9 protein-coding genes are annotated in these 15,433 nt (G+C 48.0%); 4 read left to right on the forward strand and 5 right to left on the reverse strand.

Translation table 11 applies throughout. The features are described 5' to 3' along the window. Positions 1 to 1,581 precede the first annotated feature (1,581 nt). A complete protein-coding gene (locus FN808_RS13465; RefSeq protein WP_142715127.1) occupies positions 1,582 to 2,370 on the reverse strand; it encodes a DUF5995 family protein in 789 nt (262 codons plus the stop codon). Between the two features lie 397 nt (positions 2,371 to 2,767). Between FN808_RS13465 and FN808_RS13470 the strand changes: the two genes are divergently transcribed. From FN808_RS13470 to FN808_RS13480, 3 genes are all read left to right on the forward strand, one after another. After that, entirely contained in the window at positions 2,768 to 3,658 is an 891-nt protein-coding gene (locus tag FN808_RS13470) for an HNH endonuclease (RefSeq protein WP_142715128.1), read from the forward strand. A 73-nt stretch (positions 3,659 to 3,731) separates the two neighbouring features. Next, a complete protein-coding gene (locus FN808_RS13475; RefSeq protein ID WP_142715129.1) occupies positions 3,732 to 5,702 on the forward strand; it encodes an ATP-dependent nuclease in 1,971 nt (656 codons plus the stop codon). Between the two features lie 20 nt (positions 5,703 to 5,722). Beyond that, the gene (locus tag FN808_RS13480; RefSeq protein ID WP_142715130.1) at positions 5,723 to 6,565 is read left to right on the forward strand and encodes a hypothetical protein; all 843 of its coding nucleotides are present in this window, start codon (positions 5,723 to 5,725) and stop codon (positions 6,563 to 6,565) included. A 164-nt stretch (positions 6,566 to 6,729) separates the two neighbouring features. On the opposite strand, the gene FN808_RS13485 is transcribed toward FN808_RS13480, so the two are convergent. Then, positions 6,730 to 8,955, reverse strand: coding sequence for an amino acid permease (locus FN808_RS13485; protein ID WP_142715131.1), 2,226 nt, complete (start codon positions 8,953 to 8,955; stop codon positions 6,730 to 6,732). Between the two features lie 570 nt (positions 8,956 to 9,525). Between FN808_RS13485 and FN808_RS13490 the strand changes: the two genes are divergently transcribed. Then, on the forward strand, positions 9,526 to 10,512 hold the full coding sequence (locus FN808_RS13490) for a glycoside hydrolase family 43 protein (protein ID WP_185958412.1): 987 nt from the start codon (positions 9,526 to 9,528) through the stop codon (positions 10,510 to 10,512). 1,303 nt (positions 10,513 to 11,815) lie between these two features. Here the strand turns inward: FN808_RS13490 and pheA are convergent. From pheA to FN808_RS13505, 3 genes are all read right to left on the reverse strand, one after another. Then, the gene (gene pheA / locus FN808_RS13495; RefSeq protein ID WP_142715133.1) at positions 11,816 to 12,967 is read right to left on the reverse strand and encodes a prephenate dehydratase; all 1,152 of its coding nucleotides are present in this window, start codon (positions 12,965 to 12,967) and stop codon (positions 11,816 to 11,818) included. Positions 12,968 to 13,110: 143 nt separating this feature from the next. Beyond that, positions 13,111 to 14,229: an ABC transporter permease gene (locus FN808_RS13500; RefSeq protein WP_142715134.1), complete on the reverse strand. Its 1,119-nt coding sequence runs from the start codon at positions 14,227 to 14,229 to the stop codon at positions 13,111 to 13,113. 57 nt (positions 14,230 to 14,286) lie between these two features. Then, entirely contained in the window at positions 14,287 to 15,387 is a 1,101-nt protein-coding gene (locus FN808_RS13505) for an ABC transporter permease (protein ID WP_142715135.1), read from the reverse strand. Positions 15,388 to 15,433 lie beyond the last annotated feature (46 nt).

The following is a 15,433-nucleotide window of genomic DNA, read 5'->3' on the forward strand; positions in this document are numbered from 1 at the left end:
ACGGGGGTGCTGGATTGATGCGGGTAGCCTTACAAGGGCAACCATTTTTCACCTGCCCCCCATCGTCATCTCGACCGGCAGGGAGAGATCTTCTATTCTCAAGGCTAAGTGCCCGAGTTGCAGAAGGCTTTCTTTCCAAGGCCCGATACGACGTTAATACGGCATGCAGGTAGCCTTATAAAAAAATACATCAGCTGATTCATTATCTGTTGCCCTCTCTTCTGATTAATATCATTTTTTATATAGCACCTTTTGAGTGGTCAAAAGGTGCGGAAAAACCACCGGCTGTACCTGCTTCGGCGCACGGGATCGCTTGCTGCGGAAATAAATGAAGATGTTGTTTTTTCTATAACTTCAACGCACTTGTTGCTCTGGCCCGCTGACCGCCTTTACCACCAATTTCCCCATTTATTTCTTTTTCGCAGCTCCCGCTCCCTTTTCACGCCTCCCCAGCCAAGGCCGGCTGTCTGGGGAAACCCTGATCCATAACTTTTGATCTTAACGCAGGGTGCCCGCACAATAGAAGATTTCTCACTCCACTGTGTTCCATTCGAAATGACGGGGGTGCTGGATTGATACGAGTAGCCTTACAAGGGCAACCATTTTTTACCTGCCCCCGCATCGTCATCTCGACCGGCAGGGAGAGATCTTCTATTCGCAAGGCTAAGGGCCCGAGTTGCAGAAGGATTTCTTTCCAAGGCCCGATACGACGTTAATACGGCATGCAGGTAGCCTTATAAAAAAATACATCAGCTGATTCATTATCTGTTGCCCTCTCTTCTGATCAATATCATTTTTATATAGCACCTTTTGAGTGGTCAAAAGGTGCGGAAAAACCACCGGTGAAGTGGGAGATCCTTTTGGCTTGACCCAAAAGGATCTTAAAAACTCAAGAAGAATTTAACTCCTCGGTGCTGATGACTATCAGCAACGCTGATAAAGATTGGCCGCCAGCCCCTCGTCAAACAGAAATTCTTCCGGTTGGGCTTGTAACTTTCATTAAAAAACAATCTGGATTTAGTGACAAAGATGGAATAACTCTTTCCACGCCTCACCAACTAAGGCCGGCTTTCTGAAGAAACCTTGATTCAAAACTTTCAACCTTTAAGATGCAACGTGCAACTAAACTAACTTCAAATGGAGCTTACCCCTTTCATCAAAGAGTAACAACCCTCCGGCCTAACGAAAGGTGAGGGGCCCGTTTCGTCGTGGCGAGCGGGAGCGTAAAAAAATCATTTCCTGTCTGACGACCAGCGGGAGGAGTCAAATGATTTTAGCAACGAGAGCCGCAGCGGGGTGCCGAAGCTTTCTCAGCCGGCGACGTTTTTGGGTTCCGTTTTTGCGTCGTTCCAAAAATGGAACAAGAACATGCTCATTCAAAAAAGGAACAATGCTTTTCACGCCTCACCAGCCAAGGCCGGCAGTTTGGGGAAGCTTGCATCATGACCTTCAACATTCAACACATAACCTGCAACAGAACGAACTCCAGATGGGGCGTATCACTTTCATTAAGAAGTAACCAGGGGGTTTGGGAAGAAAGCCTTATTTCTAAATAAGGTAACAAACACCTTAACCGCGCCCTCACTTTAAGCTTTCGATAACCGTCCGGGTGTTCTTTTCCTCGAAGGTACGGATCAGGCGGAGGACACCGGGAAGCAGAACGCCCGGGGGTGCAAGCACCGCCTTTGCGACCCGTTCTATCTGGGCATCCACATCGCGGATGATGTGTTCTTTCTCCTCTTCACCGGCATGCGCCAGGGTCACGGCCAGGTTCCACGCAAAATCCCGGGCCCTCCGAATGCTGAAGTTGACGACGGACTCATCATTTCGCTCCCCGATCCAGTCGAGCAGAAAAAGCAGGGGCGAGGACCGCCCTATCCATTCCTGCATCTCATCAATCAGCTCCTCAAGCAGGTCGTTCACAATCATAAAATCCTTTTTGAGCAGCTGGATCTGTCCGCCCGGGGCCGTCTCGGCCGCAGCCACTCCCAGGTCCAGGTTTATATGGGCATTCATGCCCAGGAGCAGATGCTGCAAGATGATCGGCTTTCGCCCATCCGGCCCCTCGGCAGCCCGAAAAGCAATCTTCCATACAAAGGAAACCGGTTTGTCGTGGCGATAGCGCCAGAAGGCCTGAATATATTTCCGGGCAAAGCCGACGTCGAAACGCTCCATCCGCCGGGGATCCTCAAACACGCCTTCCGTAATTCCATCTGCTATCCTTGCCGTGGTTCGACGATATACAAAAGCGAAAATCGCCAGCGGACTGTCCTCTTCCACCGTCGTGCTGATGATATTGTCAAGCTCTTCGAGCACCCCGTCAATCGTACTGATGTTGGTCATAAGCCCATAGAATATGTGGTATTTCATCTGTGTGCAAGTTGCAGGTATATACGGGGGAAGAAAGAAAGAGGCAAATAATCAGGGGAACCCCGGCAGCAACCGGTAAGGGCTATGCCTTTTCTACTGTATTTAACCGGGGGATCTGTGAGGCCGGAAGTACCAACTGCTCTCTGTTCTTCACCTTACTACTTTTGGTTACACAGCGGTACAAGCCAATATAAAAGTCTCCCGCCAGACTGCTGACAAGACAATTCCAGTCTGGGTCTGACTACGAGACGACCACTAAACACCCCGTTTATCAATAGTAATGCAGCTATTGATAAGATAATCGCAGAATCAGCTCCTGATTTTTTGCTGAAAGAAAAGTATAATGGATTTTGGCTTCGGGACTGGACAACATCTACAGTAAAGGGTACAAACAGACATGGACACGGATAAACAAATACGGCTAACCACATTCAGTTGGCTAACTGAACAGGTGGAGATGCATGGGGACGTGCTAAACCGCAACAAGTTAGCAAAGGGATTTTATTTTAAGGGCACAAGAATACCTTTGGTTTCCCCCCAAGGGATTTTTAAACCCAAACAGCTGGATCTACCCCTCACTATTACTACCTCTCCCAAGGGACCTTATACCGACAGTTTTGATAAAAATGACTTTTTGCTCTACAAGTACCGGGGAACTGACCCAATGCATCGAGATAATGTTGGGCTTCGACAATGTATGCAAAATGAAACACCCCTAATCTATTTCCACGGTATTGTACCCGGCAAGTACCTTGCCGTTTGGCCGGTCTATGTTATTGGGGACAACCCCGATGCCCTTACGTTTAGAGTTGCAGCAGACAACCAGTATGAAATAGATTCCGAAGGAAAGGCAGCTGAAGGCAGCCAATACAGGCGTGCCTACATTACTTCCACCGTAAAAAGACGTTTGCACCAACGCGGATTTCGTGAACGGGTAATGGCTGCCTACCAATCGCAATGTGCGTTTTGCCAGTTAAAGCATGTGGAACTGCTCGACGCTGCCCATATCATACCGGATAAAGATGAAGAATCTATCCCTTCTGTTAATAATGGCTTGGCTCTCTGCAAAATCCATCATGCCGCTTTCGACCAGCATATCATTGGGGTTTCCCCGGATTACGAGATTAAGGTGAAAGAGGATGTATTGCAAGAGAAGGATGGCCCGATGTTAAAGCACGGCATTCAAGAGTTGCAGGATCAGAAGTTGATATTGCCAAAATCTAAGAGTGCGTGGCCAAATCAGGAGTTTTTGGATGTCCGGTACCAGCGATTTAAGGATGTTGGCTGATTTGTATTGAGATTATCCCCTATGAATTGGATTCTGGGATGAAAACATTAAAAGCTAATTCTAAAATCACAATATGTATTTATCAAGACTCAGATTATGGAATTTTAGGAAGTATAGTATTCAAGAGGGAAATACCATTGAAAATAACAACCCCGGTTTAACGGTTGATTTTAAAGATGGACTGAATGTTTTAATTGGAGAAAATGATTCAGGCAAATCCACAATTATTGATGCCATCAAGCATGTTTTATTAACTCAAAGTCATGAGTATTTACGGTTTGATGAAAAAGATTTTCATTCAAATGGAGAAGGTCGCGCAGAGAACCTAAAAATCGAGTGTACTTTTGAGGGGTTTGAAGATAAGGAAGCAGCAAGTTTCTTAGAGTGGATTGGATTCGATGATGATGGCAATTATAAATTAAAAGTATGGCTGACTGCTAAAAGAAAAGATAATCGAATTATTACTGATGTCAGGGCTGGCCTTGATGAGGAGGGGGCCCAATTGGATGGTAATGCCAGAAACCTGTTAAGAGTTACGTATCTAAAACCATTGAGGGATGCTGAAGCAGAGTTGACACCTGGTTACAAGTCACGGTTTGCTCAGATACTTCGAGGTGATGATTTATTTATTAAAGCAAAGAATGCCGATGGAGAACTAGAAGAACATGTCTTAGAAACTTATGTAAACAAAGCTAATGAGTGGATAACAAATTATTTTGAAGAAAGTGAGATAGATGACCACGATGGTTTAGATATACCGGAGGATACACAAGGCGCAAGACACATAAAGGATACTATAACTAATTTTCTCAAGATATTTTATGAAGATGGGAAAGATGCTAATCCTTTCGTAGAAATTGCTGGGAGTGATTTACTAGATATCTTAAAAAAGTTATCACTTAACCTTGAAGAAAATAAATCAGGTCTTGGTTCACTGAATTTATTATTCATAGCTGCTGAATTAGTTCTATTGCAAAATGAAGAAGAACGAGGATTAAAACTGGCTTTAATTGAGGAGTTAGAAGCTCATTTACATCCTCAAGCACAATTGAGACTGATAAATTATTTGCAACAAGAACAAAATGGCCGACAGTTCATAGTAACAACCCATAGTACCACTTTAGGGTCCAAAATTGATCTGAAAAATTTAATCATATGCCAATCTGATGACGTGTATCCGATGGATAGTCAATATACAGAACTTAATGAAAATGACTACGGGTTCTTGCAACGGTTTTTAGATGCTACAAAGGCCAATTTATTCTTTGCAAAAGGGGTTATAATCGTTGAGGGGGATGCAGAAAATCTTCTCATACCAACTATTGCTGAAGTAATTGATAGGCCACTTCATAAACACGGAGTCTCCATTGTAAATGTTGGCAGTAAGGCTTTGTTAAGGTATGCGAAGATCTTTAAAAGATTGGATGATAAAAAAATGAATATCCAGGTTTCAGTTATAACTGACCTTGATATAGAACATAAAATTGGTGATGAGTCAAATGAAGTAATACCCAAAGAGGTAGCAAATTTTGATGAAGAGAAAGGATCAAGAGTTGACACACTAAAAGATACCTTTAACTCAGAAGATGTAGTTCAGGTATTCCCATCTCCAAAGTGGACAATGGAATTTGATTTAGCTGAAGGGCAATTAGCACCCTATATAAATAGAGCCATACATATTGCCCAGCTTGTGAAGAGTCGGGAAGGGTATGATGCACCGTTCAACCCTTTGAGTAAAGAGGATATCCGGCGGAAATGTGAAGACGCTAATACCTATTTAGAACAAATCAGAGAGGAACAAGATGATGATTTATATGTTGCTTATAAAATTTATGAGAAATTGAAAAAACACCATGCTTCAAAGGCTGTAACTGCTCAATATTTGTCAGACATATTTGTTAATGATCCAGAAAATGAAGAGACAGACGAAGATTATAAAACAGAAATAAAAGAGATCATCAGAGATGACGAAACATTTTCATACTTACGAGATGCAATTTGCCATGTGACTAAACCCATGGGGGCTGAAAATGGAAATAACTGATGAGGCGATAGATAGAATAGGTGAGCTTTTATTACCAGAGGGAGCAACATTATAAGTATACAATAAAGACCTACTTTGAGTCATACAACCGAATAGCAAATATTAACAAGCCCACCTTACCTACAGTTAAATCTCATTTAAAAAAATATGATACCTCCAAGGCAAGTAAGTATTTTGAATCAATGATCAATTGTTTCTTACGAATTTTACAATTAGCTGATGTAAAGCGAGACACGGGAGACGGTACTCGTTCCTATACTAAGAATACTCTTCAAACCACTCTTAAAGAAGACAATGAGGATTTTTATTTAAATTTTCGAACAAATATAACTAAGTGGATATCTGGAATTATTAACTCTACCGATAGTTACTCTGAAGAAGTATTAGAATCAGTAAGAGAATATATAAATGAGGAATTTCTACCATTCTTTGAAATAGAAGGAGATGATGAAGTACTCAGAGAATTTATAGATAGTAATTTCGTAGATGAAGGTTTTGATGAAGAAGAATTATTCGATAAGAATATATTTAACCATTCATCTGATGATTTCTCACATATTGATGTAGAAGTTGGAACCGTACATTCAGTAAAAGGTGAAACTCATACAGCTACATTATACCTAGAGACGGATTATTATGGTAGTAGAGAATCTGATAGAATCATGGATCAGCTAGTTGGAAACTTATATGATAATCCTGCTCAAGGTGAAGTTAGGATAAAGGAAACCTTGAAGATGGCTTATGTTGGTATGTCCAGACCTACTCATTTACTTTGCTTCGCGGGAAAAGAGGAAAACATTATGCCTAATAAAGAGGCCCTGGAAGACAACTGTTGGGTAATTATTGAAGATTTAATTAATTGATCTCGAACTTAAAATAATACGATTCAGAGCGTCCGGGTGGTTCAGCCGCAGAGCAACTGAACAGAGATAAGTGTTTTTTTAAAAAAACGCCTGGTGCCCATGCTCCGCGCTACCCCCATTTACGCTCCACGTACCCTCCCTCTTCCTAATAACTAAAACCATCCCTACGCCAGGATATTCTCGTTACCCGAATCGGCCACAAAGACGCAGGCCGACTGTGTTTCCTCTACATAAGAACGGAGTTTATCCAGGTCCGGCTCTTCCGGCAGGCCAAGCAGATCCACATCCGCTTGCGGGGCATTTCGCATGACCGTTTCAAAGTTGCCAATCTCAACATGCGGAATCACATCGGGCAGCCGCGCAACATCCAGCAGGTTGTTCAGGTACTGATAGGCCTTTTCCACTTCCGGCTCCTCCACCACGGTGATGATGCGCATCCGGGCGTTCCAGTTTACCTTCAGCTTGTAGGCCGTCAGCATCGCCAGGTCCACGTTCCCGAGCTCCATACTCAGGTCCCACTCGGGACTCTGTTCATGGATCCACACGTTGACCGAAGCACTGCGGCCCAGCTGGGCAATGGTATCCTCCACATAGAGCTGGATCCCCATGTTGTTGAGCCGCGCCTGACGCATGATCGAAAGAATCTCTTCATCATAATGCTTGTGGGCGGGAAGCCGCAAAAACAGGATATTGGGCTTAAAAAACGTGCCCTGCAGCGTCTGCAGGGAATTGAGTACGGCATCCTCAAAATTAGTCGAATCAATGACACTCCACTGGGCATAGATATTTTCTCGCTGGAATGATATGGCAAAATCCATCAGGGAATCCCGCAGCTCGCTGTCGTCATTCTGTCCCGACATGCCCACCAGCTTTACCGATCCCTTGGGATACACCAGGTTCCTGATGAGGCTGAAATTACCGCGCAGTTCGCGCGAACTCCGGACGGGCACCAGCAGGTTGGCCTTCCAGGCGCGTTCGTTATTCTCCGGGAGGCTCGATATTCGCTTGGCCGCCCACTCGGCCAGCGACACAAAAAGACCGCTGCGCATATCACCGTAGGGCACTTCAAGTTTCCGGTTGGTCAGGTACAGGTAGGTAATGATCACAAAGCCGAGGGCAATAAGTCCAAAGGTGGAATTGATGATAAACATAGTAAACAGGCAGCCCACGGTCCCCAGCAGGGGTACGAATTTGGGGATCCGAAAGGTCGGGCGAAAACTGATCATATCCATCCGCTGCTCGATAAACACCACCAGGTTGATCATCATGTAGGTAATCAGGAAGAACATGGTGATGAGCGGGGCGATGGTGTTCAGGTCCCGTACCAGCAGGGAAGCCAACACCAGTCCGCCGGTGAGTATAATGGCATTGCGTGGTTCGCCATTCTCGGCCAACTCCGAAAAGACATCTCCGCCGGGAAAAATTTTATGATCGCCCAGCGCCTGCAGAATTCGGGGCGCCCCCACGATAGAAGCCAGCGCCGACGAGAACGTAGCCCCGAGCAGTCCGCCCAGCACGGCCGGCGCCCAGAGCGCATAATCGATCATCACGTTGTAATTGCTCACCAGCTCATCCACGGGTGCCACCCGGGCCATCCAGTAGCCGGTAGACATATACACCAGGTAGCTGATGGCGATGGCCGACAGCGTACCTAGCGGAATACTCCTTTTTGGATTCTTGAGCTCGCCCGACATATTCGCCCCCGCCATAATACCGGTCGCCGCCGGAAAGAGAACAGCAAAGACAACCCAGAAGCTGACGCCCTGGAAATTATCCCCGGGTGCTCCCGGAAACGCTCCCCACCACTGGATGCTGTGTTCCATTGCCCCGGTAAATACGCTGGCTCCGACTGAAATGAGGGCCCCGATAATGACTGCCAGTATGATGTACTGGATGCGAAAAGCCAACCGGGCACTTAAATAGGCTACAATGAAGAGGATCCCAAAAACGACGATATCGACGATGATGGCGTAATGGCCGGGAAAGATATAGAGCCATCCCTCCCGGAAACCGAAAATATACATGGTGATGGCAAAGGTCTGCGCCAGGTACAGCGGCACACCCACGCTGCCGCCGACCTCCAGTCCCAGTGACTGCGATATAATGGAATATGCCCCGCCCGCCTTAATGCGGATATTCGTGGTTATACACGACATGGACAGCGCCGTAAACGTTACGATTACAAAGGCCAGGGTAATAATCAGCCAGCCGCCCAGGAGCCCGGCGTTCCCGATGACCCAGCCTTGACGCAGGAACAGGATCACCCCGAGGATGGTCAGCAGTGTCGGCACAAAGACGCCCCCAAAGGTCCCATACTTCTGCTGTATGGTGGAGGCATGATCTTCAACCTGTTCCTGGAGCGTGGATTCTTCTGCAGCCTCTTTGTTCATATTTCTCCCTTTAGTTAATGACAGCTTGAAATTACCATCACACTATAACCAAACTAAGAAATCCGGTTCAATCAGCAAATTTGTTTGCTTAGGCGGGAATAGGACTTCGTATGGTTATATCCAGGGATAATATATGAGGATGATCAGGTTAAAAGATCGAGCATCGCTATGCGAAACGTAGAGCAATTGAACGGAGATAGGAGTGGTATCTAAGTGAAACTATTACTTGGTACCCATGCTCTGCGTTGGTATCCAATTTACGCTCCACGTACACTCCCGCCTCCTAATCTACTAAAAACCAATAACTACAACCCTCCCTGCGCCAGGATATTCTCGTTGCCCGAATCAGCCAGAAAGACGCAGGCCGGCTCTGTTTCCTCTACATAAGAACGGAGCTTATACAAATCCGGTTCTTCCCCCAGTTGTTAAGTGTTTTAAAAACAATTATAATTTATTCTTGTTTTTATATCGTCAACCATCACTCATCCCGCAACCATGCGACTGCTTAACCATCATCTCCGGTTTCTTTTTGTGATCTGCTTCTTTGTCCAGGGCCTTGCCGCATCCGAAATGGCCCGGGCACAGGCATCCGCCACTCCCTCTTACAGCAACCCCCTCATTTTGCAGCGCGCCGATCCCTGGGTCTACCGGCATACGGACGGCTACTATTATTTTACAGCAACTGTACCAGAATACGACCGCCTGGAGATTCGCCGGGCCAGGACTATCGAGGGACTCAGGGAAGCCGAACCGGAGGTCATCTGGCGCAAGCATGAGAAAGGTCCCATGGGCTCGCATATCTGGGCACCTGAGCTGCACTACATCGACGGCAAATGGTACCTTTATTTTGCCGCCGGGGGCGCAGAGGATGTCTGGGCTATACGGATGTATGTACTGGAGAATGATTCCGAAAACCCGCTGACAGGCCACTGGGAAGAGAAGGGGCAGACCAGGACCCGGTGGGAAACCTTTTCGCTGGATGCCACAACCTTCGAACACCGAGACACCCGCTATATGGTATGGGCCCAGCACCCGCCGGAGATGGAGGGCAACACGGCGCTGTACATCGCCGAGATGGACACGCCCTGGAGCATCGTCCAGCCGCAGGTAGAGCTAAGCCGACCTGACTACGACTGGGAGAAACAACTCTTTAAGGTTAACGAGGGGGCAGCGGTGATCAAAAAAGACGGCCGTATCTTCATGACCTATTCGGCCAGCGGTACCAACCATCACTATGCGATGGGTCTACTGAGCGCAGATGCCGATGCCGACCTGCTGGACCCCGCCAGCTGGAAAAAATCACCGGAGCCGGTATTTTCAAGCTCCGACGAAAACGGTATTTACGGGCCGGGGCACAACAGTTTTACCACTACCCCGGACGGCGAGACGGACCTGATGTTCTACCACGCCCGCAGCTACAGGGAGATCGAAGGTGATCCCCTCAGCGATCCCAACCGGCATACCCGTGTTCAGGTCCTGCGCTGGTCGGATGAGGGCGAACCGATCTTCGGCGTCCCCCGTCCGGATAATACTATCGTGGATCCGGGAATGCGTTAATATTGAGACCGCAATAGAAGGTTGGCTGCATTTCTATGTTTTTTTGAAAAAAAATGAACAGGCAGCGAGCCTCTCCTTTGCCCTGATTTCTAATCGAAATCAATTCCTTTTTTACATACCACTTTTGGATGGCCAAAAGTGGAGCAGAAACCACTGATGAAGGAACGCCTTTTGGCTTGACCCTTCCGAATGCTCGGAACCAGCAAGCTGGGCTCGTAAAAGCTCAAGAAGAATTTAACTTTATATTGTTGGTTGTAATTCTAAAAAGGTTTTATAGTCCATTTTTTGTCACCAAACCCCGTACAAGCCGGGGCCAGCAAGCTGGGACGAAAAAAGTGTTGGGGAAGAGCAAGATGTTGTGATAGTTAAAGCTTTTCGGGCAGTAATTGCTCTTCCACATAAGTACTTATGCTACATAATGTTTCCCGGCTCTTCCCCAAACCCCTGGTTACTCCTTATTGAACGTGATAAGTTTCATCTGGAGAAAGTCGTTTCATTTAGGAAGCCCCCCTCCGGCCTAACGAAAAGTCAGCGCTTTGGGTGGCGGATACGAGGCGGAGGAAAAAGAAATATATATCTGAGGAGCCCTGCGATGAGTTTATATTTTTCGCCGTAGACGATGCAGCAGCCAAGCGATGAGTTTTCTCAGCCGGCGACGTTTTTGGGTTCCCCAGCTTTGCTGGTCCCGCGCCTGCGGGATGCGTCGTTCCAAAAATGGAACAAGAACATGTTCATTCAAAAAAGGAACATCCCTTTGGTGACAAAAAATGGACGAGTGTATAGCATTATTTCTAACTAAGAGACTAAATGCCTTAACTACATAGCCGGCTGTTTAGGGGAACCTTTGATTCATTCCCTTTTGCTCTCAAGGCCGAGTGTCCGGACAATAGAAGATTTCTCACTCCACTGCGTTTCGTTCGAAATGACGAGGGTGCTGAAATGATGCGGATACCCTTTTATTAGATGGCCTCCCTTTACCTACCCCACCCCGTCATCTCGACCGGCAGGGAGAGATCTTCTATTTTAAGGCTGAGTGCCCAAATAAGTAGGAAATTTCTTGCCAGGGCTTGAAATGAACTGTGTTTAAAATCAACCAACTGACACTTTTTTCGCCCCGGCTTGTACGGGGTTTTGCGATAAAAGATGGACAAGAGTATGGCATTATTCTGAAATAAGGAAACTAACGTCTTAACCACTGAGGCCGGATGTTTGGGGAAGCTTGCACCACGACCTTCAATCTTTAACACTCAACCTGCAACAAAGCTTTATCTGTTCAGGGCGCCGGAGCTGCTAAACCACCCGTTCAATCCTCCCCGTTACCTACCTGGGCGGGATAGGACCCCAATATTTTCAGGGAGCTGGCTTTCTGTTCCAGCTCCTCAAGAGCCAGGCGCGTGTCGGGCTCGGCGATATTGCCTTCAATATCCAGGTAAAACTGGTATTTCCACGGCTCATTGGGCTTGGGACGCGATTCCAGCTTAGTCATCAGGATATCGTGTTCGTCTATCACATTCAGGCAGCTGACCAACGCTCCCTTGTCGTGCGAGGTAACCATCAGCAGGGAGGTCTTGCAGGGAATTTGCAGGTCTACCTCCACGGGTTTGGTGCTTACAATGACAAAACGGGTAAAATTCTCGGGCTGGTTCGCCAGATCCCGCTTCAGGATCTTCAGGTCATAAATATCGGCGGCATGGGCGCCTGCGATGGCTGCCTGCGATAGGTCGCCGTCTTCCAGCACCTTCTTGGCCGACATGGCCGTGTCGATATAGGATTCCACCTTGCAGCGGTGCTGCGTAGCCAGAAAATTGCTGCACTGGGCAATGGCCTGCGGGTGCGACAGGATACGGCGAATCCGGTCCAGGGGCACTTCTTCGATAGCCAGCAGGCAGTGGATGATGCGCAGCGCTTCTTCTCCGACGATATGAAGCTTACCATCACCCAGGATGTCATAGGTATCGCTGATGGAACCGGCCGTGGTATTTTCAATAGGCAGGATGGCATAATCCACTTCCCCTTCCTCTACGGCCTCGGCCGCCTGTCGAAAAGTGTCGTAGCCGACGGTCTGCACTTCCGTATACCGCTCTTCAAAATGACGGGCCGCTGCCTGGTCACTGTAGGCGCCTTCCGTCCCCTGGTAGGCTACCCGCACATGTTGGGCGTCGTTTTTGACGTTCTGGTGATCCACCAGGGTATGGGTCTGGAAACGGACCGAATGATCAATAATATCCTTGAAAAGCTGTTCGGCAAAATAGCGGTCCAGCCCCGCTTCCCGGGCAAGTTTCGTAATCTTGTCGAGCAGTTTCTCCTCGCGCTGGAAATCCCGGATCTTTTTCTTCTCATCAATTTTAAAAGAAGAAACCTCACGAACCAGCTGCTGGCGTTTGGCCAGGGCATCAATAATTTCTTTGTCGGTCTCGTCGAGTAGCTTGCGTATTTGATCTAATTTATCGGCCATATTATTGCTTCTGTTCACTTCTGGTACCCCGATAGGATATCGGAATAATAGCGTTTATAAAAATAAAATTATTAATCACCGGAAAAAAGAACGAAAGGCTTCCAGGCGGCTTTTCACCAGCACGGTGGTATGGTCAGGATGCATCAGCCGGTTGATTTGCGATACCGGAAAACAGCCGCCGGCAGGATAACAGCAGCCATCAGGGCAAGGAGGCCCGCCAGGTGCTGGATCTCATTCCAGCCGGCGCCCTTCAGCAGCACCATCCGCATGATTTTTATAAAGTGAGCCATAGGATTAAAGAGCGTCAGCTCCCGGGCCCACACCGGCATGCTCTCAATAGGCGTAAAGAGCCCACCCATGAGGATAAAGATGACCATCAGGAACCAGGCGATAAACATGGCCTGCTGCTGGGTATGGGTGACGGTTGAAATTAAGAGCCCCAGTCCCTGCACCACCAACATGAAAATCCCGGCGATGCCAAAAAGCAGCCATACGCTCCCCACAAAGGGGATATCAAAGCCAAAACGGGCGATAAGTAGGCCCAGCGCCAGCTCAAAGAGAGCAATAATCCAGAAGGGCAGCAGCTTGCCCAACATAAACTGGTAGCGCCTGATAGGCGTCACATTGAGTTGTTCGATGGTGCCTATCTCCCGTTCGCGCACAATATTCATCCCTGACAGAAACATACCAATCATCGCCACCAACACCACCAGGATACCCGGCACCATATACTTGATATAGTCCAGGTTGGGGTTGTACCAGCTGGCCGGAATGATGTCAATCCCTCCCGGGCCGCCCCCCCGGACTTCCTCTACATCCGGCCGGATACCGGCGTCAAAATCCTGGATGATGGAACGCCCGTATGCCTGAATAAGACCGGCTGTGGCACCGTCCACGGCATCGATGTTCATCTGAACGGAAGCGGGCCGGCCCGATCGAAGGTCGCGCTCAAAATGAGGAGGTATCACGAGTACCAGCTGCACCTTGTTTCTGCGGATATCGGTGATCCCTTCCTCTACATTGGCCGACTGGCTCCTGAGCGTGAAGTAACCGGAAGCCTGCATCTTGGTCACCAGCTGCCGGGAAACCCCCGAGCGGTCAAAATCCACCAGGTGCATGTCCACCTCTTTGAGCTCGTAGGTAGCGGCAAAAGAGAGGACAACAAGCTGGATGACCGGCATCACAAAGATAATCGGCAACATACTCTTGTTGCGGAATATCTGCAGGAACTCTTTCTGTAACAGAAATTTGATGGTTCTCATTATTCGCTGGTAGAAGTTAAGTCAAAAAGTGAGCGCTACTCAGATGCTTTTGCAAGGTCATTCTAATCGTATTTTGAAGCTTTTAATACCCAGTGCAATAAAGCCAAGGGTCATCACAACAAGCACCAGGGTCTCTTTCCACAGGAACAGCAGTCCGGAATCCTTAAGCATGATGCTGCGGACAATCACCAGGAACCAGCGGGCCGGAATAATATGACTCAGCCATTGCAGCGGCTGGGGCATGCTCGAAATGGGGAAAATGAACCCCGACAAGAGCACCGTCGGAAGCAGCAACCCGGCCAGGGAGACCATCATGGCGGTCTGTTGGTCGCTGGCCTTGGCCGAGATAAATACCCCCAGCGCCAGGGCCGTAAAAATAAAAAGCAGCGACTCGGCCAGAAAAAGCCCGTAGGATCCCCGGAAGGGCACATCAAACACCCACTGCGCCAGGGCCAGCACCGTCAGCACATTGACAAAGGCCAGCACCAGGTAGGGTAACACCTTGCCGATGATAATCTGTCCGGGATGCAGCGGCGATACCAGCAGTATTTCCATATTGCCCATCTCCTTTTCGCGGGTGATGGAGATGGAGGTCATCAGGGCCGAAACAAGCATCAGAATTACAGCAATAAGTCCTGGTACAAAGAGATTTACGCTTTCCAGCTGAGGATTAAACAGCATGTTGACCCTGGTGGTCAGGCCCGTCCGCGATTCGGGGGCCCGGCGCTGCTGGTAATCCAGGAGAATAGCCGAAGAATATTGCTGGATGAGCTGGGCCAGGTTGGGATTGGAGGCGTCGGTGACAACATGTACGGCCGGGCGCTCGCCTCGTTCCAGCCTGCGTGCAAAATCCTCCTCAAAAATGACGACCTCGTCGACATTGCCCTGCTGAAAATAAGAATCGATTTCATCATACCGCTGGAGCTGCCCGGTTATGGTAAAGTACCGCGAGGCGTCAATCTTGCCAGTCAGCTGACGGGTTACAGCGTCCCCGGATCTGTCCAGTACCATCACCCGGGCATTCTCCACCTCGTTACGGATGGCAAAACCAAACAGCAGCATCTGGATAATCGGCATGCCGAACAGCACCAGCAGCGTCCGCTTGTCGCGGTAGATCTGCTTGAACTCCTTTATAATAAATGCTCTGAAGGATTGCATATTCGTTGGTCAGTTTAACAGTAAGCAGTGCACCAGCAATGAACAT

It is taken from the genome of Fodinibius sediminis, assembly GCF_900182555.1.
In the GTDB taxonomy this organism is placed as follows: domain Bacteria; phylum Bacteroidota; class Rhodothermia; order Balneolales; family Balneolaceae; genus Fodinibius; species Fodinibius sediminis.

Coding starts and splice junctions, on each gene's coding strand:
- FN808_RS13500 (WP_142715134.1), bottom strand. CDS start 14,229: ATGAGAACCATCAAATTTCTGTTACAGAAAGAGTTCCTGCAGATATTC.
- FN808_RS13465 (WP_142715127.1), bottom strand. CDS start 2,370: ATGAAATACCACATATTCTATGGGCTTATGACCAACATCAGTACGATT.
- FN808_RS13470 (WP_142715128.1), top strand. CDS start 2,768: ATGGACACGGATAAACAAATACGGCTAACCACATTCAGTTGGCTAACT.
- FN808_RS13490 (WP_185958412.1), top strand. CDS start 9,526: ATGGCCCGGGCACAGGCATCCGCCACTCCCTCTTACAGCAACCCCCTC.
- pheA (WP_142715133.1), bottom strand. CDS start 12,967: ATGGCCGATAAATTAGATCAAATACGCAAGCTACTCGACGAGACCGAC.
- FN808_RS13505 (WP_142715135.1), bottom strand. CDS start 15,387: ATGCAATCCTTCAGAGCATTTATTATAAAGGAGTTCAAGCAGATCTAC.
- FN808_RS13475 (WP_142715129.1), top strand. CDS start 3,732: ATGTATTTATCAAGACTCAGATTATGGAATTTTAGGAAGTATAGTATT.
- FN808_RS13485 (WP_142715131.1), bottom strand. CDS start 8,955: ATGAACAAAGAGGCTGCAGAAGAATCCACGCTCCAGGAACAGGTTGAA.